Raw genomic sequence first — 26,481 nt, 5'->3', positions numbered from 1 at the left:
CTGATAGAGCGTTATTTTCTTGAAGCGAACGTCGAGAGCAGTTCTGACCGAAGAAGATCGTCCTCCAGAATGGCTTGCGTCACCCGGTTCGCAATCGACTGAAACGTCGGATCGTTGACCTGCTCGTCACCGAATTGCCTGTGCAGCACATGCTCGACCGCGGCGCGCATCAACTGGAACTCATCCGTCACGCCCGCCGCGAGTAACTGGTCGATATGCGCCGGGAGCGTTTCGCCCAACGAGCGCGGCCCATTTTTCGGTGTCGTACTGCCGGCCGGCGTCGCGCCTGCGGCGCCAGACCGCGTGCGAGCCTTCTTGTCGAGCTCGCTGCGCAGTACCTCGGTGAGCTGGTCGAGCGTTGTGCGGGAAATCATGGCGATGGAAAAGCCTGTCAGCGGGGCGTGGAATACGCCGAATCGATTTCCGGAAGGATACCCGTCTTTTCGGATGGTGCGTGGCTGGCGGGCGCCGCACCGACGATGGACTCGACATGCTGGAGCACGTCGACAATATAACGATTGATCAGTGGGTATTTCGTGTTCGATGCGATGCCAGCTCGCAACTGCTCGCTGGCTAGCGCGAAGCGGTCGTTCACGAGATTCAGCAGGCCGGTTTTCAGCACACGCAGCGTATCGTCGGCCGGCAGCGCATCGAGTGGCCCCCATGCCTCAACTGCACGATCGACGTGACCATGAGTCAAGTGGAGAAAGCCCAGCATGAAGCCCGCGATCGGGAAATCGGGCGTCAGTCGCTGCGATACGCCGAAATCGTTTCTGGCAGCCTCGTAGTGTTGCGATCCTGCATGAACCGCGCCGCGCAGGAACCACAGGCGATAGTCGTCGGGCCAGCGCTCGAGTGCGTTGTTCAACGCGTGAAGCGCCGATTCGTCGCTGGATTGCATGGCTTCTACCAGCACGGCCATTCGGTCGTCGGGGCACAAAATCGATGACGGGTTGTTTTCCATAGCGAATCACGCAAGAAGATAGAAGTCGTCGGTGCCGATTTGCCGACGAAGCTCGTCGAGTGCCGCGCGATGCAACTGCGAAATGCGGCCTTTGGACAGGTTGAGAATGTCGGCTATGTGCTCGAAGCTCAAGCGGTGAAAATAGTGGTAGCGAATGATCTTCTGCTCGCGCGCTGGCAGGCGGTCGACCGCATCGTGCAGGCGCGAGCGTGTCTGCTGCTGCGCCAGAGTCCGGTACGGATGGTCCTGGAAGGGCTGCGCCGCGCCGGGGTCGGCACCGACCATGCCCGTATCATCGAGCATGAAACTGATTGCGAGGCCGACCGTCACGCTTGCCAGCACGCGAAACACGTCGCGCGGCTCGTCGCCGGGCGCGTCCTTCAGCGACTCCAACCGCTCGCGGCGGATGCTGGCGCGCAGCGCGGTTTGTTCCTGCCCATCGGTCAGCCGGACGACGCCGTCCAGTACGCTGCCCTTGATCCGTTGCGTCGCGAATGTCGTGAATGCGACGCCGCGGGTCCTGTCGAAACGGTCGATGGATTCGAGCAGGCCCACGCAGGAGAACTGCATGTAGTCCTGATACTCGACATCGTCCCGATGCCGCCCGCGATACAACTTGCCGGCAAGTGCGGCCGCATACGACAGATAGAAATCGAAGAGTGATTCCCTTGCATCAGCGTTGCGCGTGCGCTCGAACGCCAGCCATAGATCGTGTTCGCATCTTTCCTTCGACATGGCGTCCGTTGCGCTCGGCAGATCCGGCGGCGTCATTTGAAGCTGTCCAGGACGCCGCGCAAAATGAGACCCCAGCCGTCGACGAGCACGAACATCAGCACCTTGAGCGGTAGCGAGATCGTCGCCGGTGGCACCATCAGCATGCCCAGCGACAGCAGTACGCTGGAAACGACGAGGTCGATCAGCAGAAACGGCAGCAGAATGACGAATCCGATCTGGAACGACACGCGCAGTTCGTTCAGGATAAACGCGGGCGTCAATTGCAGCAGGCTGACGTCGGCGGGTGTCGCCGGAAGCGGCTGGTGAGACATCTCGTACATCCACTTCAGTTCGTCTTCGCGCACCTGGTGCAGCATGAAATCCCGCAGCGGCCCGCTGCTGCGCTCGAGCGCCTCTGACAATTCCAGGTGACCGCCGATGAACGGCTGAAGCGCATCGTGGTTGATCGTCTGCAACGTCGGCAGCATCGCAAAGACGGTCAGGAACAGCGCGAGGCTGATCAGTACCGGCGTCGGCGGCGTTTCGGGCATGCCGAATGCATGGCGGATCATCGACAGCACGATCGCAATCCGGATGAAGGCCGTCATCGAGACCACGAATGCCGGGAGCAGGCTGAGTACGGTCAGCAACACGGCGATTCGGACGGCTTCGGACATGCTCGCCCCGGTGCGAGCGAAGTCGGCGACGCCGAGGGCCGACAGCGGAGCTGCGGCCTGTGTCACAGGCGCTGCATGAGCCCAATTTGGGGCGCCGATCAGAAGCGCGAACAGCATGGCGGCCAGAACGCGGAGGAACGTCGAGCGCATCTCAGGGCTCCTGCGGTGACTGGTCGCGAGCATCGACGACACGGCTGCCGTTCGCATCGGACATGAGGAGAACCACACGCTGGTCATACTCGATCAGATGCAGGGTGACGCGGGAGGAAAGGCGGGCATGTTCGATTACGCGAATACGCGGTGTGCTCGCGGAATTTCGAGGCGTGCCGCGAACGGTGCGCGTCCGTATGACGAGTATGGCGACCACACCGATCGCGACGCACAACATAAATGCCAGCACGACGCGAACCCACTCGACGCCGAGGTGCGAGAAGAAGCCGATGGCCGGTGCGGCGTCTGGCGCGCGTTCGAGCCACGATGATGGTACTGGAGCGGTCATCGATCGGCTGTTCCGACGCTGACAATCCGCACGCCAAAACGGCCGTCGATGGCAACGATCTCGCCGGTCGCGATCGCCTTGCCGTTCAACGCGATTTCGACCGGCTCGCCAATCGACCGGTCCAGCTGGAGCACGCCGCCCAATTGCAGCGTCATCATGTCCTTGACGTTCATTGTCGTGCGACCGAGCAGTACGTCGACGGTGACCTTGACGCCGTCGAGCAACTCCAGCATCGGGCGCGGCGATTCTTCCGCGTTAGCATCGGCGTGCTGTTCGGGCAGATCGACATGGGCGGCGACGGCCTGTTTGGGAAACGTATGGGTAGTCATGGCGAATCGGGCGTCGCGAGCGACGTCAGTTTGAGGGAAAGCGATGTGCCGGTACGGCCGGGAGTACCGAACGCGACGGTGGAAGAGGTTTCATCGACGACCAGTGTGGCAGGCGCGTCGATTGCACGATCAAGGACGATGACGTCGCCCGGCGCCAGCGTTGTCAGTTGGGCGGCGGACAGCTCGCACCGGCCGAGCCGAACGGACAGGGCGATCGGACACGGACCCAGTGCGGTCCGGCGAGGTGTCAGCTCTGCATCGATGCGCTGGCGCGGAGTGGTCGTCGCGTCGGATGCAGCTTTGTTCCAGATGTGCCGGACGTCGCAGAACAGCAGCGCCAGCATGTCGCCATTCGACGCGACGATCGCCAGCCGAATGACACCGTAGCCGCTGAACGATGAGGCGGCGGCTGGGACGTCATTGCCGGAGGGCGCTGAAGGTGTCTGGCCCGAAACAGGCGATATACACAGCGATGCAATCAGGTCGTCGCGGATTTCGATGGCGATCGGCGCTAGGACGTCGTGGCACGTGGGGTCGTCGAATACGTGTCCTCCCGCGGCGAATGCAGCGTCGATCAGACACCGGTCGCTGCGCTGCGACATGTCGATGCGCACGCCCGGTGCGCACCAGTGACTGGTGGGCACCTGAGCGTTGGTTTCGGGTGGCTTGCCGGGCAGTGCGGTGACCTCACCGAACGAAAAGCACGACCTGCTGAACCACCGCGACTGCCAGTCGGCGAGCGCCGTCTCGAAGAGCGCCCGCGCGAGATCGGGAGCGCGGTTGTCGGCCGGGCGCCAGGTGACGGGGCCGATGCTCATCCCTGACTCCGCATTTGAAGCAGTTGCTGCATCATCTCATTCGCTGCGCTCACGACTTGGGACGAAGCCTGAAAACCGCGTTGGATCAGGATGAGCTGGCCGAACTCGGACGACAGGTCGACGTTCGACGCCTCGGTCGCACCGGAAAGCAGCTTGCCGACGCCGGCACCATTGCTCGAACGATACGCGGGCGGTGCTGCATGGCTCGCATCGAACAGTCCCTTGCCCATCTGAATCAGTTCCTGGGGATTGGAAAAACTGGCGAGGGCAACTGCGCCGAGCTTGTCGTTTTGCCCGTTGGAATAGCCGATCACGAGTTGACCGTCCTGATCGACGCTCAGCGATGACAGTGTGCCGGTCGCGTAACCGTCCTTGGACGATAAGCGCAGGGTCGATGTCGTGCCCGCCGAATAGCTCGTCACGCCATTGGAAAAGTCGAGCGATACCGTGAGCAGCGGCGCGTTGGCAGGACGCAAGGTGACATTGATCTTGTTCTGCCCCGGATCGGGAATGCCGCCAGTGAATTGCAGCGTGCTTTCCTGGAGAGGCACGCCGTTCTCGTCGCTTACGGACACTTTCCAGCGTCCGGGAAGCGGGCCGGAATCGGGTTTGAAATCGAGTTTGAGCGTGTGTTTTTCGCCGCTGGCGTCATAAACGTCGATGTTCGGGATCGAGAAGCTGGTCGACCCCGTCGACAGGTTGTCGGTGAACTTGACGACGGTCGTCGCCTGCGGCGGATTAACCTGTTTACCGGCGACCGACAGGCCCGCGAGGTCGCCAGAGGCAGTAAGCGCAGCGAGCTGCAGGCCGGTGCTCTTGTCGCGAATGGAGCCGTCGTTATCGACGATGAACTGGCCTGTTCTCGTGTAGCAGGCGTTCTTTCCGTCGAGCAGCGTCAGGAATCCGTTGCCCTGGATCGCGAGATCGAGCTGGCCATCGCTCGGCCGCGTATCGCCTTGCTTGAAATTCAGCGAAGCGTAGCCGTATTCGACACCGCTCCCCGAATAGGCGACGTTCGGATTGCCGCTGGAGCCGCGTGCGAATTGCTGTCCGTAGTAGAGGTCGGCGAACTGCGGCGTCGACGTCTTGAAGCCGGCCGTATTGAGGTTGGCCACGTTGTTGCTGATGGTCTGCAAGCCGCGCGAATACGCGGTCAGGCCGCTCATGCCGATGTAGATGCTTTCAAGCATGGATTTCTCCCGGGCAGGCCGACTATCGGACCGCGACGATCTGCGCGACGGTCGCGTTGGTCAGGAACTGGCCGCCTGCCGTTTCGATCGTCAATTGCGGCTGACCGTCCTTGAATGAAACACTCTTCACGACACCGCTCAGTTGGGCCGTGTCGGTTTGTACATCCACGTTGCGGCCGAGCAGGCCGACCGTCCTCGTGGCCGACTGGACCGTCAGCAGGCTGTCGATCTTGTCCGTCATCTGCCGGCTCTGCTCGAGCGACGTGAACTGTGCGAGTTGCGATACGAACTCGAAGTTGTCGACGGGCTTCAGCGGATCCTGGTAGGTGAGCTGCGTCAGGATGATCTGCAGCAGCGACTGCATGTTCAGGCCGAGCGAATCTGCCCGCGCGCCGAGATTGGCGGACGAGGCAATGGGATCAATCGCCATGAGTGGTTTCTCCGGGAGCGTTGCGGTCGATGCCGTTGATGACGAGCCTCGAGGCGGGGTAGCCGCTCTGCAGCAGAGCGGCACGAACATGGGAATCGAGCAGGTCGAGGTCGTCAGGATCCGCCTGCGCGATGCGAAGCGACACGAGTGGCATGCCATTCCCAGGCAGGACCGTCACGCTAAACGGTGAGGCGGCCGATGGGGGCGACACGTTGGAGGCTGGGAGGTTGCGGCTCGGGGCCGTGACGGTGATGCGTTCGGTCGAGCCGGGTGCCTTTGCGTCCGCTGGCCCGAAACGCTCGGGCAGCGGGCCAAGGCCCAGCGCTTGGTATCCGCCCGCGTGCCGGGCCACGTCCTCGCGCTGTGGCCGAGGTGCCGGAGCGCTCGTTTGCGCAAGCAAGACCGCGGGGCGGACGTCGGGCACAACCGTCGCTTGGGCTTGCGACGAGAGAGGCGACGTAATGGAGGTGGTGTACTGTTCTGCGCTGTCGGGAGCGCCCACCCGCGATTCGACCGTTGCCGTGTTGCCGGGCGTCGACGTGGCGGGGCTACCGGCCGGGAGCGCCGACACCGCGTTGCGCCACATGTCCTGCTCCATCGAGCGAAGCAACTGGCCAAACGCATTGCCGGTGCCGCCGGTCGATGCGCGTGGCCGGTCGGCCGACGCGTCGGCCGCGCGAAGCAACTGCACATCCGTTGTCATCGATTTCCTCCAGAAAGGGCCACGCGAATCTCCAGTTCAGTCATCCGTCGCTCGTCGAGCGACGCCCGATGCCGTTTCTCCGCGTGCATGGCGTACTGATCGGCGGCGTCGGCGAGGCGGTCGCGTTGCTGCAGAGTGGCGCGAATAGCGTCCAGCTCAGTCGTCCGCATGTCGACGCGCCGGGATGCGGTGTCGCGTTGCATCGAAGAGGTTTCGAGTGCGGCCGAGCAATTGGCGAGCAGCGCGGGCGACAGCCGGTCGGCCAAGGCCGCGCCTCGCCACGCTGCGAGATGGGAGTCGTGCTCGGCTTCGACTTGCTGCTGCCGGGCGCGCTCGACATCGAGCGTAGCGCGTGCCTGCGCGGCACGCGAGATCGCCTGTTGCAGTTGCAGTTGACGAACGAGCGCGATGTCGAGCGCGGCGTCCCGTTGCGAGCGGCGTGTCATGACCTCGCCCCCAGTAAGGTTTTCAGCGATGCGATCGCGTGATCGCGATCGGTAGCCTGGCCGACGTCCTGCCGGAGAAAATCGATGAGGCCGGAACGCACGCGCAGCGCGTCGTCGAGCATGGGATTACTGCCGGCGACGTAAAGACCAGCTTCGATGAGCGTGCGCGAGCGCTCGTACAGGGACAGGCCGGCAACGACGCGCGCGGCCAGATGGCGCGCGTCGTCGCTGGCGACGTGTTGCATGACACGGCTGACGCTGCGCGTTACGTCGATCGCCGGGAAATGCCCCTGTCCTGCGAGCGTTCGTGTCAGCACGAGGTGTCCGTCCAGCAGCGCGCGCATGGTCTCGGCCATCGGATCGTCGATTTCGTCGGTTTCGGCCAGCACCGTCATCAGCGCGGTGATGGCGCCGCCGCCGCGCACCGCGCCGCAGCGCTCGACGATCTTCGGCAACGCGGCGAAGACGCTCGGTGTATAGGCGCGAAGGGTCGGCGGCTCTCCCGCCGCGAGGCCGATCTCGCGCAGCGCAAGCGCATAGCGCGTGATCGAGTCGAGCAGCAGCAGCACATGCTTGCCCTGCGAACGGAAATACTCGGCGTGGGCCAGTGCGGCCGATACGCTGCGCGCGCGCAGGATCGCAGGCTGATCGGACGTGGCGACCACCATCACCGACCGCGCGCGCGATACATCCCGAAGCGACCGGTGCCAGAAATCCTCGGCTTCGCGTCCGCGTTCGCCGACGAGACACAGAACGCACACGTCCGCATCGACATGGCGAGCCAGGCCGGACAGCAGCGTCGTTTTACCAACGCCACTGCCCGAGAAGATGCCGATGCGCTGACCGACACCGAGCGTCAATAGCGTATCGATTGCCCGGATTCCGGTGTCGAGTGCACGGTCGGGCGTTGCGCGATCGAGCGGCGACGTGGGCACGCCCGCAAGCGGCCACGCATGGCGGGGGGCAATCGAGGCCCCGCCGTCGAGTGGCTGGCCAAGCGGATCGACGATCCGCCCCAGATACGCATCGCCGACGGGCAGTGTCGCGTCCGAGCCGACCGCGCGTACCGTGTCTCCGACACAGAGCGACGGGGTGGCCTGATAAGGGGCAAGCGTAATTCTCCCCACTTCCGCACGAGTGACCTCGGCATAAAGCGGCGGCGATTGTTCTCCCAGCACGCAAAGCGAACCGACCGCTACGCCGGGGCCATTTGCATCGACGAAGGTCGGCATGATGCGGGTCACGGTGCCCAGTCGCGCGACTGGGTCGAGGCGGCGCAGCGCGTCGATGTAGGGATGCACGGGGCGCCGCTCACGCATGACCATCGGTCTCCCGGATCGTCGCGGCGATGCTGGCCAACTGGCGCGGGATGCCGACGTCGAGCTTGCCGAGCGTCAAGTCGATCACGCACGCGCCGGCAGGAAGCTGCGGATCGGCGACGAGCGACACCGACGGTGCCGTGTCGAGCGTGTGCCGAACGGTGTCGAGCCGTGCCGGATCGCGGAAATCGTCAGCGGACACGCGGATTCCGACGAGCGACTCGTGCGCGATCGACGTCAGGCGATGCCGTACGGTTTCGATGACGAGTTCGGCGTGACGGGTCGGATCGCCCAGCACGCGCTCCAGTCCGACGAGCGCGACCTCTGCCGCGAGCTTCTCCAGCGACGCAAGCCGAGCAATGAACGTGTCGCGCGCTGCATCGATACCGGCTTTCAGCAACGAGAGCCGTTCGGCCTCGGCATGCGCCACCTGCCGAATACCATCTTCGACGCCACGTTCGAATGCCGTTCGAGCCGATTGTGCGAGTTCGGCCTCATGGCCGGAAGCTGCTGCTTCGAGTGCGGCAATCCGTGCAAGCAGGCGATCGCGCTCCGGCGAAAACGCATCGCCGGTGTTGTCATCGTAGTGCATAGGCTCCGCCGGGACGAGTTCTACCTGCGACGAACAAGGCTCTGTCACGGCGGACGGCGCATCGAGCGACACGCGATCGACGCTCAGCATGATTTGCGCGGCCTTGATGATCGGGCTCATGCGCGCCTCCTGCGGAGGCCGTCGAGCAGGCGCCGTCTCCACGAGCTCGGGTGGCGCTGCGAAGGCGCGGTGGCCTCGACCGCCGGCGGAAGCGCCCGAATTGCTTCGCCAGCGGCGCGCAGCAGCGCGTCGCGCGCATGCGGTGCGAGCGGCGCGACGGCATGGCGCCGCCACGCCGGATGTTCCGCGAACAGGCGCGTGCGCTGCGCGTCGTCAAAACAGCCGACCAGTTGTGCGAGCAGCGCGTCGGGCCAGTGACCAGCGAGGCGTCCGATCGCGGGAGCGTCGTGATGGGGCGCTCCGCGGTCGTCGTCTTGCGGCGGTGCGACGGACAGGACCGTCGCGAATGCGTCGGATTCGCCCGGACCGAGCGACGCCGCGTCTTTGAGCAGCGGGAGCAGTTGCTTGCGCTCGGCGTCCGACAACGCATGCCAGATTGCTTCGATGTCGTCGGCAGGCCGATGAGTGAGATCGGCTACCAGGCCGCGCAGGCGCCGGTCAATACGCGCGTTAACCTTCATGATGCTGGCGGCTCTCGGAAAGAAGGACGCGGAGGCGCGTAACGTACTCGTCCCGTTCGGTCGAAGTCATCGCGTGCAGGCCGGTCGGTCGTCTGCCGCCGGCCAGCAGGCGCCACAGCAGGGCGATTCCGATGAGCAGCGCGACGACCGTTGCATACGCGACGATGGGGCCCGGCAACCCGAGTCGCGTCCAGGTACGCTGCATGCCGCTCGGTTGCGCGGGCGCCGGGATGCGCCGATCGGTGGCGAGGTTCGACGCAGGAACCGCGCGGTCAGCGCCGTCTACGGGCACCGGCGTCGCTATGCCAGTTGATCCGTCGGTCGGCTGCGTGCGTGCAAAGATGACGACAGTGTCGCCACGGGCCCCGTCCGCGCCGATGGCCGCAGCCGTGACGGATTTCAGCTGCGCCAGTGTCTCTTCCGGCAGCGTGCCATCGATCACGACGCCGACGCTCAGATGTTTCAGCGAGCCTGGCGCCGACACGATCTGCTCCAGCTTGCGTTCCGTTCGCGTGCCGTCGGACGACGGTGTGGAAGGCAACGGCGGAAGGCCGGGTGCGCCGATACCCTTTGCGTTCATCGACGCGGGCGGCAACGGGATGCCGGTCGAGCCAGCGCTTGCGAGCGACCGGTTCAGATCGGATTCGTTGGTGACGCGCACCTGATCGAAATTCAGCGTTGCGTCGACGCTGACGGTTGCATGGCGCGCGCCGAGCAACGGGGCAATCTGCACGCCGATCTTGCGCTCGTACTCGCGTTCGAGTGCGTGCTTGAGCGCGTAGTGCGGATCGTCGACGGGCACGTCGCGCCCGGCGGCCGATTCCCCATGCTGGTCGAGCACCGTCACGTCGGCCGCCGACAGTTGCGGGACCGCGGCGGCCACGAGACGCTGAATGCCGCGCACCGTGTCGGGGCCGAGCGTATGGCCGCTGCGCATGAACAGCGCGACGGATGCCTTCGGCCGATCGTCCGCGCGCCGGAAGATCGACGAATCGGGAAACGCGAGATGGACACGCGCAAGTTCGATCTCGTCGAGCGACATGATGGTTCGCGCGAGTTCGCCCTGCAGTGCGCGCTGATAGTTGACCTTCTGTGCGAAGTCCGTGATGCCGAGATCCGAGTTGTTGAACAACTCGAAGCCGACGGCCCCCTGTAGCCGCATGTCGCTGCTCATCAGCTTGAGCCGCATCACTTGCGCATCCGCAGCTGGGACCAACACGGCCGACGACGATTCGTCGACCTGAAAGGGCACTTTCTGCCGTTCGAGTTCGGCGACGATGGTAGCTGCGTCCTGCGGTTTCAGGTCGCGGAACAGTACTTGATAGCGTGGACGCAATGCGAAATAGCCGGCCGCGATCAGCGATGCGACGATCACAACGAGTACGGCCACGCCAGCCACCTGGCGGCGCGGCGACGCGTCGGAAAACGACGCGCGAATACGTGAAAGTAACGATTCCATGGGTTACAGCTGCATCCGCATCAGTTCCTGGTAACCCTCGACGATGCGAGAGCGCACTTGCAACGCGAGCTGCAGCGACATGCGTGCTTCCTCCAGCGCGATCATGACCTGGTGTGGCGGTACGGCGCCATCAAGCGCGAAACGGGCGACGGCGTCGTCGGCAAGCCTGGCGGTCTGGTCGACACGGGTTGCGCCCGCGACGAGCCATTCCGAGAAACTCGACTGCTGTGCAAACGGCGACACGGCGAACGCTTCCGACAGCGGGGCGCCCTGCAGCATGGAGATTGATTCGACCGGATTGGCGCTCATGAGCGGGCCCCGAGTTCGAGCGCACGCATGTACATCGATCGTGCGGCGTTGAAGATCACGGTATCGGCTTCGTAGCTGCGCAGCGTCTGTACCATCAGCGCCATTTCGCCGGCGTGATCGATTCCCGGATAGGCGACCATGCCGTTGGCATCGGCATGCGGATGCGCCGGATCGTGGACGAGCCGCGGGGGCGTATCCATGCGCTCGACACCGTAGCTCTGGACACCCGTCATCCCGAAGGTCGGCGACGTATCACCGTTGTGCAGGTGATCGTCAAAGGTTGCGCCGACTCTCGGGCCGGAGACGAGACGTAACGGGTGGTACGGCTGCCCGTCCGCCGTGCGGGTCGTGCCGGCATTGGCGAGGTTCTGTGCGATGACTTCCATGCGCTGACGCTCGACGTCGAGCCCCGAGCGTGCGATTGCGAAAAGGCTGTTTCCCATCGCTTACATTCCCTTGATGGCGAGTTGGCGGATCTGCAGCGTCCGGTCGAGCATGCCGATCAGCATCGCGTAGCGCGCGGCGGTTTCGGATGCGGACGCGATTTCATCGTCGAGACGGACCGTGTTGACGTCGATCGGCAGCGGCGCACCGAACGAAGGTTCGACCGACCGGATGCGCGCGATACGCGTATCGACGGTGTCGCCCGCACGGGTGTCGGCTGCATCGCGCAATGCGTCTTCGAATGTCACGCGGACCGGCACGTACCCGACCGAATTGGCGTTCGCGATGTTCTGTGCGGTGGCTGCCTGTCGCGCGAACAGCCCGTCGAGCGCCTTGGTTGCGATCGACGCGACGAGATCGATGGACATGAATCCCTCTCCTTATTGAACGATGATGTCGGCGTGCAGCGCGCCGGCGGCTTTGATGGCCTCGAGGATCGCGATCACATCCCGCGTGCTGATCCGGCTGGCCTTGAGCGCCTGGACGAGATCGCCGACGCTGCCTTGCGGAAACGATGCGGCGACCGTCTGGCCCGGTTCGTCGACGTAGAGCTCGCTGTTGCCGACGACGAGGCTGCGCACGTTCGGGCTCGTGATCCCGATGAGGCCCGGTTGCGACGCGTTGTACTGCGTGGCGACGGTCACCTTGATGTCGCCATGCGAGATCGTGATCGGTGCGATGTGCGTATCGCCACCCGCGACGACCGTGCCGGAACGCTCGTTGATCACCACGCGCGAACGCTGGTCGGGGGCCACGGCGAGGGACTCGATGCGCGCGACGTAGCCGTTCAGTCCGCCGCCGTCCAGCGGCGCGCGGATGCGCACGGTGCGCGCATCGGTCGAGCGGGCGGTCCCGCTGCCGAACGAGCGGTTGATCTGCGACGCAATGCGTTCCGCCGTGATTGCGTCGGCGTCCTTCAGGATGAAACTGAGGTAGCCGTCGCGATTGACCAGTTCGGCCGTGACCGGTACTTCGACGGTCGCGCCCTCGGGAACGGTGCCTGCGGTAGGGTGATTCTTCATGCGCAGGTTGCCGTTCGCATCGTAGCGATAACCGCCGACGGATACCGCTCCCTGCGCGAGCGCATAGACCTTGCGATCAGGCCCGCGCAGCGGCGTCATGATCAACGTGCCGCCGGACAGGCTGCGGGCATCGCCCATCGACGTCACGTTGACGTCGAACTTGTCGCCGACGTCCGAGGTCGGCGGCAGCGACGCCGTGATCATGACCATTGCGACGTTGCGGCTCTGCAGTTGATCTTGTGTCAGATTCAGATCGAACTGCGACAGCATGTTCGTCATCGCCTGGCGGGTCGCCTGATTGCGCGGGGTGTCGCCCGAGCCCGACAGGCCGGTGACGATCCCGTATCCGACCAGCATGTTGTCACGCCAGCCGAGGAAGCGGCCGAGATCCTTGAGGCGAACGTCAGCCGTGGCCGCGCTGGCGGCGGTCGAGATCGCGCAGACCAGCCACGCGGCATGGATGAAGAAGCGCTTTACCATAGGCCGAGCCATGCGAAGAAGCGTGGAATGAGGCCGGGCCGCGAGCGATCGGTGATGAAGCCTTCGCCGGTGTAGTCGATCTTCGCATCCGCGAGTCGCGTCGACAGCACCGTGTTGTTCGCAGCGATGTCGATCGGCCGGATGCGGCCTTCGAGACGAATGCGGGTTGTTTCGCCGTTGACGTCGATGTCCTGCGTGCCGGCAACGATGAGGTCGCCGCTCGGCGTCACCCCCGTGACGTTGGCGCTCAGCTGCGCCAGCAGCCGCCCCGTGCGCTGAATCTGACCTTTGCCTCCGTAGTTGTCGCCGAGACCGACCTGTGCAGAATTCTTGCCCGCGTACAGCGTCGACACGTTGCCCTGCACACCGAAGCTGGTCTTCGTCGACGTGTCCGCGGTGTTGCTCGCGCTCGAATTCTCGTAGATGAGGATCGTGACGATGTCGCCGGGCCGCGACGCGCGTCGGTCCGCCGTCAGCGATTCATACGTCGAACCTTGATAGAGGTCGGCCGCCGGCGCGGCGGGCGTTCCGAGCAGCGACACCACAAGCGCGCCCGCGTGCATGAAGGAAAGGACGTGGCGCATGTCAGTGTCCCCGCCCGTCCGACGGCGCCCGCCAGAGCTGGACGTCCGCGTCGCCTGTCAGTACCGGTGCCGCATGCCGTGGCCCAGCGTCGGCCAGTGCCGTGCCGGAGCGCGTCACGGTCACGGCACCCACCTGGATGGTGTCGAACACGCGTCCGCCGCGATGAACGGTGGCCAGGCGCGACATGGCGGGCGCCGGCACGATCTCACCAGCGGTCATGGCGCGGGTCGCGCGTACCGCATGAAATTCCGCGTCGTAGCGCCAGGTCCGCATGGTGCCGTCGCCCGGGCAGGCCGACGGTTGAATCTGGTGTGCCGACGGGCTGGCGTCGACCGGAAGATCCGCAAGTACGGTCACGCAGGAGGACGACATCGTGTTGCCGGCCGCATTGATCCGGAGAAGCGTGATGTCGACGTTGGCGGCTGGCACGTTTGCCAGCCACGAACCGAGCATCGGCATCGCACGGCGCGCGGAGGTGGCGAGTCGGCGCGCGTCCACGCGAACGGTCGTTGCCGATCGCGCGAGCGACATCACCGGAACGGTTGCCGCGCGTTGTGCGACGGATTCAGGCAAGGCGGTCAGATCGGCGACGTCCGCCAGCATGACTGTCGGGCGATCGACGGTGACGGTGGAGCGAAAACGGATCGTGGCGTCGGGCAACGGCGCGCCGAGCACGGACGCAGGAACGAGCGCACCGAGGCAAAGTAGCCGAGCGCGCGCAGCCAACGGTGCGCGCGACCTGCTCGGACTGGAAAAACGGCGCGTCATCGCTTGAGCCCGTTGGCGATGGACATCAATTCGTCCCCGACTTGAACGAGCCGCGCATTGGCCGCGTAGGTTCGCTGGTAGAGCATTAGACCGACGAGCTCGTCGGACATCGACACGTTCGATGCCTCGCTGAATCCCTGGACCAGCACGCCGGCGTTGTCCTCGCCCGGGCGAACGCGCGTCAACGACGACGCATCGTCCCGTGCGCGATAGATGCCGCCGCCAACCGATTCGAGCGCACGCACGTCGGACGGCACCAGTACCTCGAGTTCGCCGATGTCGAGCGGGTCGGCTTGACCGGACACGGTTGCCTGAACCTGGCCGGTCTGCGAGATCGTGATCGCCGATGCATCGCGCGGCACCGAAATCATCGCCTTCAGGCGCTGGCCATCCGCGGTCGCGAGATAGCCGTCGGCCCCGACCCGCAGCGTGCCGCCGCGCCAGAGCAGCGTCTGGCCGGAATCGGAAGCGAGTTCGATGAAGCCGTTGCCACGAATCGCCAGATCGAGCGCATTGTTGGTCGGCCGTAATTCGCCCTGCGTATAGACGTGCAGCGACGGATCCGCGCTGACGCCGGCCGCGACGCTCGACGTTTCGTTCGCGTAGTCGTGCACGAGCGGCGCCGGCACGGTGGTGAGCAGTTCGGAGAATGCGACGGTGCCGCGCTTGAACGCGGGCGTGGTCATGTTGGCGATGTTGTTCGCCGTGACGTCGATGGCGGTCTGTTGCGCATTGAGGCCGGTTGCGCCGATGTAGAACACGTTGTTCACGATTACATTTCTCCGAGACGTTGCAGGACGTTGCCCATCATGTCGTCGTACGCATGAACGAGCTTCTGCCCGGACTCGACGCGTCGCATCGCGGCCATCATCCGGATCATTTCGTCGGCGTTCGATACGTTCGACGCTTCCAGATAACCCTGCATTACGCGCGGATCGGCGAGTTCGACGGGCCGGGCGCCGTTGGCGCGATACACGCCGTCGTTGGTGCGGGCCAGTTGATTTGGATCGGCGAACGACGCAGTGCCGATCACGGCGACCGGCTGACCGTCGTCGAGCACGGTTCCGTCGGCGAGGACGCGCCAGTTCTGCGAACGCACGACGATGTCGCCGCCGCCGCTGCCTTGCAGTGGCCACCCCTGTCGCGTGACGAGCCGGCTGTCCGCGTCGAGCCGGAACGATCCGCCGCGCAGATAGGCGGTGCCATCGGGAGCGGAAACCGCGAAGAAGCCGCCGCTCGACAGCGCGAGGTCGAGCGGATTGCCGGTGTGAACCATTCGGCCAGGTGTGAAATCTGTTGCGACGTCGCGCGTCGATGCGCGTGGCGCTGCCGTTTGCGCGGACGACTCGGCTTGCGAAAACGCGTCGGCGAACGTGATCATCCGCTTGTAGCCCGGCGTCGCGAGATTCGCGACGTTCTGGGCGGCGGTCTCGACCTGGCGCGTCTCGGATGAGATCAGGCCGACTGCGGTTGTCATTAGGTTATCCATGGGCGGGGCAGGTATCGTTCATGAAAGCGCGGCGATCATGCCGCGGAAGCGAGACGGTCGATACCGACCATCCCGAATGAACGCAGATTGATCGCGTGCGGGATCTCGTTCATCGACAGAACTGCAAGCCGAGGGGCGATGCGGCGAGAAAAGATCTTCAGGTGCCGGCGAAGCTCGGGCCGGCACAGCAACGCGGGGGCGAGATTCTGTCGAAGCATCGCGTCGACTTGTTCAGCGAGCCGCGTGAGGAACGATTCGGCCAGCGCCGGATCGAGGACGAACGCGCCGCTGCCGTCGGCGCCCTGCAAGTTGTGTGCAATCGTGTTCTCGAGCATGGGATCGAGCGTCAGCACCGCGAGCGCTTCCTTCTCGCCGATCAGGCGCTGGCAGATGCTGTGTCCGAGCTTCTGACGTACGCGTTCCCCGAGCATTGCCGGATCTTTCTCGTGCCGGCCGGCGTCGGCTAGCACCTCGACGATCTGTTCGATGTTCCGAATCGGGACATGCTCGGACAGCAAGCCCTGCAACACGGCCTGCACGTCGCCGACCGACAGGATGTTGGGCACCAGTTCTTCAACGAGTCCGGGCGAGCGCGTGCGAACGCCTTCGAGCAATGCGACGACATCGCTGCGGGACAGGAGCGTCGAGATGTTTGCGCGGACGACCTCGGTGACGTGCGTGACGAGTACCGTCATCGGGTCGACGGCCGTATAGCCGAGCGACGCTGCGCGAGAAACCTGCGCTTCGTCGATCCACAGCGCGGCCAGACCAAATGCGGGATCGCGCGTTGCAATGCCAGTCAGATCACCGGATTTTCCACTCGGATGGATCGCGAGTGTTTTGTCTGCATGCAGCGTGGACTGGCCGAAGCGATTGCCATACAGCGAGATCCGGTAGTCGTTCGAGCCCACTTGCGCGGCATCTCGGAACGTTACGGCCGGAATCGTGACGCCCATCTCCTCGGCGTACTGCTTCCGGAACGCGGCAATCCGTTCGGCCAGTACGCCTTGCAGCGGGATCCATGCACGCGCGAGTTCCGGGCCGAAGCCGATTTCGACAGGTGCAGCGGGCAAGGCCTGTCCGTCGCTCGCGGCAGCGGACGGGGCAGGGGTGTCGGCGCCGGCCATTGCCGTCGCGGCTTCGACCGACGTGCCGCGCGCGAACCACCACGCGAAGAAGACCACCGGCGCGAGAATCAGGATCGGCCATTTCGGCATGCCCGGCAGGATCAGCAGGCCGATTAGCGCGCCGGTCACGAGAAACCGGATCTTCGGGAACTGAGCGAGTTGGCGGAACACTTCGTTGCTCAGTTCGCCGTCGGACGCCGAGCGCGTGACGATGATCCCCGTCGCCACCGAGATGACGAGCGCGGGTACCTGCGTGACGATACCGTCGCCGATCGTCAGCAGCGTGAATTTCTGCAGTGCATGCCCGAGCGACATGCCCATCTGTGCGACACCGACCGCCCAGCCACCGAGGATGTCGATGAGCATGATGATTATGCCGGCGATAGCGTCGCCCTTGACGAACTTGCTCGCACCGTCCATCGAGCCATAGAACGCGGCTTCCTTTTCCAGCGACTTTCTGCGTGCCCGCGCTTCATCCTGGTCAATCAGGCCCATGTTCAGGTCCGCATCGATACTCATCTGCTGACCGGGCATTGCGTCGAGCACGAAGCGGGCCGCCACCTCGGAGACTCGCTGCGCACCGTTCGTCACGACCACATACTGGACGACGATCAGGATGAAAAAGATGATCAGGCCGATGACGAAATTGCCTTGCACGACGAATTCGCCGATCGCGCCGATCACCTGACCGGCTTCGGCGCCCGACAGGATGAGTCTCGTCGCCGCGATGTTCAACGACAGCCGGAACAGCGTCGCGATCAGCAGCAGCGACGGGAAGGTCGAAAAGTCGACGGGCCGGACAACGTAGATCGTCAGCAGCAGGATCGTGAACGCGAACGCGAAGTTCGTGATGATCAGCAAGTCGAGCGCGGCGGACGGGATCGGCGCAAAGAGGATCAGCAGGATCGCCATGACGGCGAGTACGAGCGCGAGATCCTGCTGCCTGCCGAGGCGGGAGACGAGTGCGTTCATGCGGCGACCTCGCCAACGCGGCGGCGAATGCGCAGGTAGACCGATGCGGCGTCGCGATACGAGCCGGCGGAAATTTCCTGATCGACTCGCGTTTCACGAAAAATCCGTCGAGCCAGCGCTGGCGATTCGACGACAGGAATGCCGTACACGAACGCAACCTTCTTGAGCCGTTGCGCAAAATCGCCGGCGCCCCGTGCAATCACCTGGGGTGCCGCCATGTGCGCCGGCACGTACCTCAGTCCGACCGCATAGTGCGTTGGATTCGTAATCACGACGTCCGCTTCGCGGACGTTACGAAGGCTGCGCGCATTCTGGGTCAGTTCGCGGCGAATCTTGCGCCGCTGATTTTTGATCCGCGGATCGCCTTCGCGCTGTTTGTATTCCTGTTTGATTTCGTGACGGCTCATGCGCATCTTTTTTGCGAAGACGCGATGGACGATCACAAAGTCGAGCGCTGCGAACACCGCGGCGGCAGTCAGTAGCTTCGCGAAGAAGCTGAGGCCGGACGTCTGCATCAATTCGCTCAAGCGGCGCGGATTGAGTGGCGTGTGTGCGACGCTTTCGATCACCGACGTGATGCAGAACCATGCGATCAGGCTGTAAACAGCCATTTTGATCAGTGTGCGGGCTGAATCGAGGAGCGTCTGTAACGAAAAGACGCGCTTGAATCCAGGGACGGGATTGAGCCGCGACATGTCGGCCTTGACGGCAGCCGGCGCAAAAAGGAAGCGGGTTTGCAGCACGGCGACCAGCAGCCCGGCGCCCATCGACAGCAGCGCCATCGGTGCAATCAGGCGAAAGGCGTCTAGCACCGCCGTCATCAGCCACGCCGCCATCGTGCCGGGCGTATGTGCGACGGCAGGAATCTCTGCTAGCAGGCGAACGCTGCGGTTGGCGATGGCGGCCGCGAGGTGTGCGCCGTCGGTCCACAAATAGCCTGCGCAGGCGGCTAGGCTGGCGAGCATGCCGAGTTCCTGACTTTTGGCCGTCATGCCCTTCTTGCGGGCCTGCTCGAGACGGTAAGCAGTGGCGGCTTCGGACCGATTTTCGTCTTGTTCAGCCATATTGTCGGAACGAGGTCGGGACGAAGTCGAGCGCAAGTCGCACCAGCCGCAATGCGACCGGTGCGAGCGTGCCGGCTGCCAATGCCATTGCGGCGAGCGTCACGAACGCCTTGACCTGGAATCCGAGCATCAATGCATTCATCTGCGGGAGCGCGCGGGCCAGGAATGCAATCGCAAGGTCCGTCAGGAACAGCGTCAGCATGACGGCGGCGGTCGCGCCCAGTGCGATGGCAGTCAGCGAGCCGAAGTACGACGTGAACGATGCTGGGTCGCCGATGACGTGGACAGACGCAGGCGGAAATGATTGCGTGAGTTCGAACAGTAGGGCGAGGAGATCCCGATGCCCGTTGGACGTGAAAAAAATGACGCCGGCCGTCATGGTCAGGATGGAACCGAGGAGTGGCGCCTGGCTCCGCGAGCCGGGATCGATGACCATCGCCAGACCATAGCCGGCCTGAACGTCCAGAACGCGTCCGACAAACGACAACGCCGCGAAACTGGCCTGGAATGCGAAGGCGATCGCGAACCCGAGCAGGCACTCCCATGCGGCCACGGGAATCATGCCTGCATCGACCGGCCCCTGATAGATGACGGTAGTAGCAAGACAGGCGGACAACGTCAGTGTCGCGGCGATCTTGACTCGCATCGGCGTAACCATTTGCGAGAAGGGCGGGGCGAGCGTGAACACTGGGCCGATGCGCAACGACAGCAATAGTGTCGCAGCACCCCATCCGATAGTCGGATTGGAGATCATGGTTAACCCAGTGTTGGAATGAGATTAAAGAGGGATTGGGTAAAGCCGGTCAATCGGGCCAACATCCAGGAACCGAGCATGACAATGACGAAGCCGACGACAACGAGTTTCGGCACGTAGGAGAGACTCATTTCCTGAAGTTGCGTGACGACTTGAAACACGCTGATGACTAGGCCCGTTACTAAAGCGGCGAGAAGCATAGGGCCCGCGACAAGCAAACCCGTCCACATTAGTTGAGCCATAAGGCCCAAGGCGTTGTCGCTAGACATTGTCTCGTTTTCCCCGGAATCTTACTGGTTACTGCGATTATTTAGTTATGTTGAATTGCAATCGTAATGTTGTCAACAAGGCTGAAAGGTTTTAATCGATGGCGAAAATTAACTCCCAGTTGTTAATCTATGTTGTTGCGTGGGATGTAAATAGTTAATATTTGTTAAATATTAACTTCGCGAAAATACTATTTCGTCTCGATATTCAATGTGGTGCTGAAGAAGCGGCGGTGTGAGCGGCGCGACCGACAGACCATCTGATTAGGAAACCCTGCAAGGATCTGATCGGCACGATGGAGCCACGCCTCCCAGATCACACGCCGCCGTGGCGGCGATCGGGGAGAAGAAGGGGCGTGGAGCGCGCGTTACGCTCGATTGTGCGGGCGTTTCAGGCCGAATGCGGTCAATGACTGTGCCAGCGTGCGACCGGTCGACCCAAGGGGACGATTCAGCACGACTTCCTTCAGCGCGTTCGCAGAATCGATTTTGTTTTCCGCTTCGAGTTCCAGCGACTTTGCAAGGGCGCCGGACATGGAGGACGGGTCAAGTCGCAGTGCAACTTCTGCGTTGCGTCGCGCGTCGTCGTGACGCCCCCCGAGCCACAACGCGACGGCCAGTGAGCCATGTGCCTCGGCAAACCCTCGATCAAGGGCTGTCGCACGCTGAAAGCGATCGATTGCCGCGTTCGGGTTGCCGTCGAAGAGCCACGCCCAACCTGCGGCCAACCAGGAACCCGCGTGCCTGGCGAGCCGTTCCGCGGCTTCATCGAGCGCCGTTGCCGCATCCTGGTATCGCTCCTGAGTAAGCAGGCAAAGGCCGCGCCCCAGCATGGCTCGTGCCTCTAGCGGGTTGCTGTCTGCCGCTTGCTCAAGCAGTTCGGCAGCGCGGAGGATGTTGCCCGATTCGAGCTCCGCCAACCCCATGATCACGAGGCTGTCGGCAGATTCTGGCGAGCGTGCTGCAAGACGACGCGCATTCGTCAGGTCCCCCAAGTCGAACAATAGCGCGGCATAGGCGCCGGCAAACCCGGGAGGCGGTGCATCCTGCTCTGCGAGTTGAGCGCCCATCCGAACGGCTTCGTCGAAACGGCCGAAGTGATGAAGCGCGCGCAACTGCAAAAGCGCGGCGCCGGGAACCTCGTCCAGACACGTCGGCTGCATGTTGGCCGCAGGTTCGAACGAGCCACACATGGCGCTTGCGTAGGATAGGTTGTATTCAAGCACCGGACTCGCGTCATGTTTGGCGAGTGCCTGGAAATCGGCTCGTGCAGCTTCAAACCGGCCTTCCGCCATGGCGGACAAACCTCTGACATTGACGAGCGACGGCGTGAGCGGCTGAATCGTCGCGTATCGCTCCAGCAGTTCGTTGCAGAGGCGAAACTGACCGGCTTCTAATGCGGCAGTGGCGGTATCGGCGAGCAAATTGAGATTGTTCGAATCCTCGCCCAGGAAACTCAAAAGACGATCGAGATGTGCTCGAAGGGACTGGTACGTCTGCAGATCGGCTGCCATAAATCTGAAATCCTTTGGTCCGGGCGGACAATGTGTGGGTGCCTTCAGAATTCCGTGTATTCGGAATCAACTAATCCTGAGTTGATCGATTCCGCACCTTTGGGAACTAATTCGTGTGGCTCACGGTAAATACCGGACAGTGTAGCAAACCGGCTCAGCGTTCAAGAGGGTTTCGACTCATGCACAACGGCTGCATATGCTATGTCGGCCGGGAGCCGTCTGTAACGAATACCTCTACCGCCTTCGCAGCCGAGCATGCCGTCGATCTTCACGAGGCGATGGCGTTTATCTGCCGCATCCGCGGACATTGGGGCGTGCGGAAGAACGGCCCTTGGATTTTTAGAGCCGCTAACACACGTTGTCTACGAAGCGTGAACAAATGATAACGGCGGCGCAGGCGATTCGAGCCGTGATACCGCGTCGGAGAAAATAATTGCGACACCGACGGCAGTTGCAACCCTTGTCGGCATGCAGTTTGGCCTGAAGCTTGCGGGATCGTCCGTCGAGGCGCGGCACTGGCGGGATAGCGTTCAACGTCGACTCGAAAGCCCGCGAATCATGACGGTCCCTCTCGTCACGGCGATCGCCAACGGGATACCTGGCGCATCAACGATGAGGTGTCATTTGCTGCCTAGCTTGCCCCGGTCGGTCGGGTTCCGGCTGGTTTCTCGGCTCCCCGAACCGTCCGTGCTCGCGCGACCCCAATCGATTTGGTCATGTTCGTGCAGGCGGCGCAGCATGGCCAAATGCAACTTCTCCCATACACCCGCTGCCTGCCAATCGCGTAACCGCCGCCAACATGTCGTCCGCTTCCGCAGCCAAGCTCTTTGAGGAAAATCGTCTCAAGGAACACCGTGTGCAGCACATATAAGATGCCGCTCGACGCTGCTTGGTCGTCAACAGACCGGCGCCGACCACCCTCGGGCGAATGCTCCAATGCCGTATCAAGGGCTCAAGAGCCGTCCGCAACTCGTTGCTGATTTTTCTCCTTGCCGTGCGCCGCCCGATACAAGCCGCCGCCAGCCGTGTCCGATTGTGTTAGCGGCCTCCAATTTCATCTGACGATTTAAACATTTCTCATTACGCCCAACACAATATTTTTCTCATCAGCCAATAAAAAAATTAATTCGCAGTTGATCGTTTGCGAGGGCTGGCAGTCACGCTGACGCGTCCGCGTGGCAGGGCAAGCGAGCCGATTTATTCGGCCATCTTGAGAAATGTCTCCTTGGCCGGCGAGGGCATCAATTACAGTAAGTTTGCAATGTGCCGACATACCGGTAAGAAGCGGAAGAAGAGCACGGGCGGGCGTGAACCTGGGTATCGAGCGACCGGCGATTGTCCGGAACATTTCGTACACATGGCGCGCACCGCAACGCATCCGAACCGCCCATCGATACGTATACGTTGCAGGAACCGCGCAGCGCAGCCAGCGACAGCAATAAGAGACGAAAAAAAACGGGGAATCAGGGAATGATCCAGGCTTGGCAACGGGTACTCAATCAGGGCGCATCGACGTTCGTCGCACGCCAGCCTATCGTCGACCGGGACGGCCGGACCGTCGCCTACGAACTGCTGTTCAGGAACGGCCACACGGCCACCGCCGATGTCGTCGACGGCTTCGGCAGCACCGCACATGTCGTCGAGCGTACCGTGGGTGCGTTGGGCCTCGATACGGTGCTCGCGGGCCTCGACGGATACCTGAATTGCACGTCGCATTTCCTGCACTCCGATGTGCCGCAGATCTTGACCGGTCCGCGATTCGTGCTCGAAGTCCTCGAATCGTGTGAACTCGACGAGTCGCTGAAAAAGCGCTGCAATGCATTGCGCGCAGCCGGCTTTCGCGTGGCGCTCGACGATGTCGCGAAGCTCACGCCCGACATCGTCGCGTTTCTGCCGGCAGTCGACATCGTCAAGCTCGAGTGGCCGGCATTCGACGCGCCGAGCGCGCGCGCGATGGTGGGCGATCTGAAACGCGCCGGCAAGATCGTGGTTGCCGAGAAGATCGATAGCCACGAACAGTGGCATGCCGCAATTGGCAGCGGCTGCGACATGGTCCAGGGCTTTTACTTCAGCAGACCGCAGGTGATGGAGGCGCGCCGTCTGGTGCCCGACCTGGGGCAACTGGTGGATCTGCTCAACCTGCTGATCGAAGACGCTGGCGATCATCGCGTCATTCACGCGCTATCCGACATGCCCGTGCTGGTGGCGCAGGTTCTGCGCCTCGCCAACTGCTCCGGCAACGTGAACCCGAAGCGCACGGCCATCGCTTCGCTGCATCACGCACTCGCTGCGATCGGCACTACACGGCTATTCCAATGGTGCAGCCTGCTGCTCTACAACCATCCCGATCCGGAGACGGTTTGTCGAGATCCGCTGATCGCGCTAGCGAGACAACGTGCTTCCTTCATGCTAGACGTCGCGCTCTTCGAGTCCCCGAACGAGACGGCCTTCGCACAGACCGCTTACCTGACCGGCATGCTGTCGCTGTTGCACGTCGTCTACGGCCGGCAACAGGATGAGTTCGCAGAAGAACTGCCGCTCGAGCCGGGTATGAAAGCGGCCCTTACCGGGCGGTCCGGCAAGCTCGGAGAGCTGCTCGGCGCTGCTGAGATATTCGAGCGCGGACGGGATTCCACATCGGAGGGGCAAGGACAGAGATAGCCGATGGCGCTTCCTTTGCCCGGCAAGTCTGCGAAGGCCGAATGCGTCTCGCGGACCCATCGCCGGCCGAAGGAAGTCGCCGGGCGACCCGGAATACCGAGCGCAACCGCAGTGATTTCGATGGCGATCGGATGCGTCGATTTTGCGCTCGATCGCCGGTCGGCTTGATGAGACTAAGTCGTTATATGGAACGTCAAATGGAGAATGGCTTATGAAGTACTTAGTTAACCTGCGCATTGGAACTCGCCTCAGAGTGGGTTTTGGCATTACGTTGCTGCTGCTGATGGTGACGGGCGGACTCGCCATGTTGCAGGCATCGCGAATTTATGAGGGCACCCGCGAGATCGCCGACAACTGGCTCGTCAGCGTTCAGACATTGGGTGAAATCAGGGCGCTCGCCAACGGCGTCCGGCGGGCTACCCTCCGGTCCGTGCTGGAAAGTGAGGCTTCGGCGAAGAATAGCCAGCGTAGTCAGCACGATGCCGCGCTGGCATCCATGAAAGCTGCGATGGCCAGCTATGAGAAGCTCGTTTCTTCGCCCGAGGAGCGACAGCTTTTCGACAGTATGGGTAAAGCATGGAGCGCATTCCTGGCCTCCGACGCTAAACTTCTGGCGCTGTCGGAATCGGGCGATGCCGGATTTGCTGCGGCCAGATCGCTTGCGACAGGGGAGTCTGCAATGCTGTTCGCGCAGGCATTGGACCTCGTCGAGCAAGATGTGAAGCTGAACCGCGCGGGCGCGGGCGTCGCGACGGCCGAAGCGGCAACCAACTATCACTCGACGATCCTGTTGACCGGTGTGTTGTGCGGCACGGCGCTACTGCTGTCGGTCGCTGTCGCATGGTTGATTACCCGTTCCATCGTCACACCGCTCGGTCGCGCAGTCGGCATCGCGGAGACGGTCGCGCGCGGCGATCTCACGTCCAATATCGAAGTATCCGGTCGCGACGAGACGAGCCAGCTTCTGCTGGCGCTGCGGAATATGAACGCGCGGCTGCAGGACGTGGTGGGGCGCGTGCGCTCGAGCAGCGAAAGCATCGCGTCGGGCTCCGCGCAGATCGCTGCCGGCAACACCGATCTCAGCCAGCGTACCGAGGAGCAGGCGGCCTCGCTCGAGGAAACCGCGGCCAGCATGGAGCAGTTGACGGCGACGGTCAAACAGAACACGGAAAACGCGCGGCAGGGGAACACGCTTGCCGGCAATGCTTCTGAGGTCGCGGTCCGAGGCGGGCAGGTGGTGGCGAAGGTCGTCGACACGATGCACGACATTTCCCACAGCTCGGCAAAGGTCGCTGAAATCATCGCCGTCATCGAGGGTATCGCCTTCCAGACGAACATCCTCGCACTGAACGCCGCCGTCGAGGCAGCGCGGGCGGGCGAGCAAGGTCGCGGCTTCGCGGTGGTGGCGAGCGAAGTGCGGGCGCTTGCGCAGCGAAGCGCATCGGCGGCCAAGGAGATCAAGGAGCTGATCAGTCAGTCGGTGGCCAAAGTGGAGGCCGGCACGTCTCTCGTCGACAACGCCGGCGCCACGATGAACGAGGTCGTCGTCGCGGTAAAGCGTGTCACCGACCTCATGGGCGAAATTGCGTCGGCGTCGGTCGAGCAGCATACCGGCATCGAGCAGGTCAACCAGGCGGTCATGCAGATGGACGAGGTCACGCAACAGAACGCCGCGCTCGTGGAGGAGGCTTCCGCCGCGGCGCAGTCGATGGCATCGCAGTCGAACGCGTTACGCGAACTGGTTTCGATCTTCCGCCTGCCGGACGGGATGGCGGTCGCGGCAAGCCAACCGGAGCGCGCGGCAGAGGTCCAGCCGCGCCCGAAGCCGGCCGTGCGAAAGACGGTTCAACGCAAAACCGAGGCCGCAGTCGTGGCCAATGAAAGCGCCGCGAGCTGGCAGTCGTTCTAGTCCGTGATACGTTCTGATTTTTGATGGACCGCCGGCGGGCATGCGCCCGCGGGCGTCGTTTCTTGTTGAACGGGTCGCTGTGACTCAGTCCGGTAAAAATTGCCGACTTCAAAATCGAAATTTCCGGCGTGACGTTGTCATCGGGACGAGTAATCACGCGGTGAAGGCGGGCAAGTTCACCGAAGAGCAAATCCGCTGCGCGTATTACCGCCAAAGCAATGCCCGGCCATGGCCGCTTAGTTTCTGCTTCTGAACCCCACGTAAAGCGGGGATTATCACGCCAGTTTCATCGGGGACAGCATTCATCGAATCCCGCTGGCTTCGTGCGCTGCGTGC

General features: G+C 63.2%; 30 protein-coding genes and 1 pseudogene. 2 read left to right on the top strand and 29 right to left on the bottom strand.

The genetic code is table 11. The features are described from left to right. Positions 1 to 11: 11 nt before the first annotated feature. From EX20_RS25920 to EX20_RS33060, 29 genes and pseudogenes are all read right to left on the bottom strand, one after another. Positions 12 to 374: a hypothetical protein gene (locus EX20_RS25920; protein ID WP_034195202.1), complete on the bottom strand. Its 363-nt coding sequence runs from the start codon at positions 372 to 374 to the stop codon at positions 12 to 14. A 17-nt stretch (positions 375 to 391) separates the two neighbouring features. Beyond that, positions 392 to 964 (bottom strand): tetratricopeptide repeat protein, encoded by a 573-nt coding sequence (locus EX20_RS25915; protein WP_131929057.1) that lies wholly within the window; start codon positions 962 to 964, stop codon positions 392 to 394. A gap of 6 nt (positions 965 to 970) precedes the next feature. Beyond that, positions 971 to 1,735, bottom strand: a complete 765-nt coding sequence (locus EX20_RS25910; protein ID WP_231572298.1) for a sigma-70 family RNA polymerase sigma factor — start codon at positions 1,733 to 1,735, stop codon at positions 971 to 973. After that, entirely contained in the window at positions 1,732 to 2,505 is a 774-nt protein-coding gene (fliP, locus tag EX20_RS25905; protein ID WP_231572297.1) for a flagellar type III secretion system pore protein FliP, read from the bottom strand. Before fliP ends, EX20_RS25910 begins: the two co-directional genes overlap by 4 nt. Position 2,506: 1 nt before the next feature. Next, positions 2,507 to 2,854, bottom strand: a complete 348-nt coding sequence (locus tag EX20_RS25900; RefSeq protein ID WP_034195201.1) for a hypothetical protein — start codon at positions 2,852 to 2,854, stop codon at positions 2,507 to 2,509. Further along, positions 2,851 to 3,183, bottom strand: coding sequence for a FliM/FliN family flagellar motor switch protein (locus EX20_RS25895; RefSeq protein WP_051974500.1), 333 nt, complete (start codon positions 3,181 to 3,183; stop codon positions 2,851 to 2,853). The genes EX20_RS25900 and EX20_RS25895 overlap by 4 nt, the downstream gene beginning before the upstream one ends. Continuing rightward, positions 3,180 to 4,001: a FliM/FliN family flagellar motor C-terminal domain-containing protein gene (locus tag EX20_RS25890; RefSeq protein ID WP_034195200.1), complete on the bottom strand. Its 822-nt coding sequence runs from the start codon at positions 3,999 to 4,001 to the stop codon at positions 3,180 to 3,182. Before EX20_RS25890 ends, EX20_RS25895 begins: the two co-directional genes overlap by 4 nt. Then, positions 3,998 to 5,191: a flagellar hook protein FlgE gene (locus EX20_RS25885; RefSeq protein WP_034195199.1), complete on the bottom strand. Its 1,194-nt coding sequence runs from the start codon at positions 5,189 to 5,191 to the stop codon at positions 3,998 to 4,000. The genes EX20_RS25890 and EX20_RS25885 overlap by 4 nt, the downstream gene beginning before the upstream one ends. Before the next feature lie 22 nt (positions 5,192 to 5,213). Next, the gene (locus EX20_RS25880) at positions 5,214 to 5,621 is read right to left on the bottom strand and encodes a flagellar hook capping FlgD N-terminal domain-containing protein (protein WP_034195198.1); all 408 of its coding nucleotides are present in this window, start codon (positions 5,619 to 5,621) and stop codon (positions 5,214 to 5,216) included. Further along, complete coding sequence (locus EX20_RS25875) at positions 5,611 to 6,324, bottom strand: hypothetical protein (protein ID WP_034195197.1); 714 nt, start codon at positions 6,322 to 6,324, stop codon at positions 5,611 to 5,613. The genes EX20_RS25880 and EX20_RS25875 overlap by 11 nt, the downstream gene beginning before the upstream one ends. After that, positions 6,321 to 6,770: a hypothetical protein gene (locus tag EX20_RS25870; protein ID WP_034195196.1), complete on the bottom strand. Its 450-nt coding sequence runs from the start codon at positions 6,768 to 6,770 to the stop codon at positions 6,321 to 6,323. The genes EX20_RS25875 and EX20_RS25870 overlap by 4 nt, the downstream gene beginning before the upstream one ends. Then, positions 6,767 to 8,095, bottom strand: coding sequence for a FliI/YscN family ATPase (locus tag EX20_RS25865; protein WP_231572296.1), 1,329 nt, complete (start codon positions 8,093 to 8,095; stop codon positions 6,767 to 6,769). The genes EX20_RS25870 and EX20_RS25865 overlap by 4 nt, the downstream gene beginning before the upstream one ends. Further along, on the bottom strand, positions 8,082 to 8,801 hold the full coding sequence (locus tag EX20_RS25860) for a FliH/SctL family protein (protein WP_034195195.1): 720 nt from the start codon (positions 8,799 to 8,801) through the stop codon (positions 8,082 to 8,084). The genes EX20_RS25865 and EX20_RS25860 overlap by 14 nt, the downstream gene beginning before the upstream one ends. After that, a complete protein-coding gene (locus EX20_RS25855) occupies positions 8,798 to 9,322 on the bottom strand; it encodes a hypothetical protein (RefSeq protein ID WP_074469645.1) in 525 nt (174 codons plus the stop codon). Before EX20_RS25855 ends, EX20_RS25860 begins: the two co-directional genes overlap by 4 nt. Next, positions 9,312 to 10,781: a flagellar basal-body MS-ring/collar protein FliF gene (gene fliF / locus EX20_RS25850; RefSeq protein WP_034195193.1), complete on the bottom strand. Its 1,470-nt coding sequence runs from the start codon at positions 10,779 to 10,781 to the stop codon at positions 9,312 to 9,314. Before fliF ends, EX20_RS25855 begins: the two co-directional genes overlap by 11 nt. 3 nt (positions 10,782 to 10,784) lie before the next feature. After that, on the bottom strand, positions 10,785 to 11,090 hold the full coding sequence (gene fliE / locus EX20_RS25845; RefSeq protein WP_034195192.1) for a flagellar hook-basal body complex protein FliE: 306 nt from the start codon (positions 11,088 to 11,090) through the stop codon (positions 10,785 to 10,787). Further along, complete coding sequence (locus EX20_RS25840) at positions 11,087 to 11,476, bottom strand: flagellar basal body rod protein FlgC (RefSeq protein WP_231572294.1); 390 nt, start codon at positions 11,474 to 11,476, stop codon at positions 11,087 to 11,089. Before EX20_RS25840 ends, fliE begins: the two co-directional genes overlap by 4 nt. A gap of 60 nt (positions 11,477 to 11,536) precedes the next feature. Next, positions 11,537 to 11,902 (bottom strand): flagellar basal body rod protein FlgB, encoded by a 366-nt coding sequence (locus EX20_RS25835; protein WP_034195190.1) that lies wholly within the window; start codon positions 11,900 to 11,902, stop codon positions 11,537 to 11,539. 12 nt (positions 11,903 to 11,914) lie between these two features. Further along, on the bottom strand, positions 11,915 to 13,036 hold the full coding sequence (locus tag EX20_RS25830; RefSeq protein WP_034195189.1) for a flagellar basal body P-ring protein FlgI: 1,122 nt from the start codon (positions 13,034 to 13,036) through the stop codon (positions 11,915 to 11,917). Then, entirely contained in the window at positions 13,030 to 13,620 is a 591-nt protein-coding gene (locus EX20_RS25825; RefSeq protein WP_034195188.1) for a flagellar basal body L-ring protein FlgH, read from the bottom strand. The genes EX20_RS25830 and EX20_RS25825 overlap by 7 nt, the downstream gene beginning before the upstream one ends. A 1-nt stretch (position 13,621) precedes the next feature. Next, the gene (locus tag EX20_RS25820; protein ID WP_131929058.1) at positions 13,622 to 14,281 is read right to left on the bottom strand and encodes a hypothetical protein; all 660 of its coding nucleotides are present in this window, start codon (positions 14,279 to 14,281) and stop codon (positions 13,622 to 13,624) included. A 104-nt stretch (positions 14,282 to 14,385) separates the two neighbouring features. Beyond that, entirely contained in the window at positions 14,386 to 15,159 is a 774-nt protein-coding gene (locus tag EX20_RS25815; RefSeq protein WP_034195186.1) for a flagellar hook-basal body protein, read from the bottom strand. 2 nt (positions 15,160 to 15,161) lie between these two features. Next, positions 15,162 to 15,866, bottom strand: a complete 705-nt coding sequence (locus EX20_RS25810; protein ID WP_231572293.1) for a flagellar hook-basal body protein — start codon at positions 15,864 to 15,866, stop codon at positions 15,162 to 15,164. A 47-nt stretch (positions 15,867 to 15,913) separates the two neighbouring features. Then, positions 15,914 to 17,977, bottom strand: a complete 2,064-nt coding sequence (locus EX20_RS25805) for a flagellar biosynthesis protein FlhA (RefSeq protein WP_034195184.1) — start codon at positions 17,975 to 17,977, stop codon at positions 15,914 to 15,916. Continuing rightward, on the bottom strand, positions 17,974 to 19,041 hold the full coding sequence (locus EX20_RS29980) for an EscU/YscU/HrcU family type III secretion system export apparatus switch protein (protein ID WP_072465313.1): 1,068 nt from the start codon (positions 19,039 to 19,041) through the stop codon (positions 17,974 to 17,976). Before EX20_RS29980 ends, EX20_RS25805 begins: the two co-directional genes overlap by 4 nt. After that, the gene (locus tag EX20_RS25795) at positions 19,034 to 19,795 is read right to left on the bottom strand and encodes a flagellar biosynthetic protein FliR (RefSeq protein WP_034195183.1); all 762 of its coding nucleotides are present in this window, start codon (positions 19,793 to 19,795) and stop codon (positions 19,034 to 19,036) included. The genes EX20_RS29980 and EX20_RS25795 overlap by 8 nt, the downstream gene beginning before the upstream one ends. A gap of 2 nt (positions 19,796 to 19,797) precedes the next feature. Then, complete coding sequence (gene fliQ, locus EX20_RS25790; protein WP_034195182.1) at positions 19,798 to 20,064, bottom strand: flagellar biosynthesis protein FliQ; 267 nt, start codon at positions 20,062 to 20,064, stop codon at positions 19,798 to 19,800. 365 nt (positions 20,065 to 20,429) lie between these two features. Beyond that, on the bottom strand, positions 20,430 to 21,575 hold the full coding sequence (locus EX20_RS29975; RefSeq protein ID WP_051974498.1) for a tetratricopeptide repeat protein: 1,146 nt from the start codon (positions 21,573 to 21,575) through the stop codon (positions 20,430 to 20,432). Positions 21,576 to 21,971: 396 nt separating this feature from the next. After that, positions 21,972 to 22,583, bottom strand: a pseudogene (locus EX20_RS33060) (transposase); the annotation flags it as partial. 462 nt (positions 22,584 to 23,045) lie between these two features. Here EX20_RS33060 and EX20_RS25775 point away from each other — a divergent pair. Both EX20_RS25775 and EX20_RS25770 read left to right on the top strand, forming a co-directional pair. Continuing rightward, positions 23,046 to 24,236 (top strand): EAL and HDOD domain-containing protein, encoded by a 1,191-nt coding sequence (locus EX20_RS25775; RefSeq protein ID WP_011882448.1) that lies wholly within the window; start codon positions 23,046 to 23,048, stop codon positions 24,234 to 24,236. 211 nt (positions 24,237 to 24,447) lie between these two features. Beyond that, on the top strand, positions 24,448 to 26,145 hold the full coding sequence (locus EX20_RS25770) for a methyl-accepting chemotaxis protein (RefSeq protein WP_034195179.1): 1,698 nt from the start codon (positions 24,448 to 24,450) through the stop codon (positions 26,143 to 26,145). Positions 26,146 to 26,481 lie beyond the last annotated feature (336 nt).

It is taken from the genome of Burkholderia sp. WP42 (assembly GCF_000745665.1).
GTDB lineage: Bacteria > Pseudomonadota > Gammaproteobacteria > Burkholderiales > Burkholderiaceae > Burkholderia > Burkholderia vietnamiensis.
Note: the sequence above shows the minus strand (reverse complement) of the source record. Positions and strands in the feature narration are given on the sequence as shown.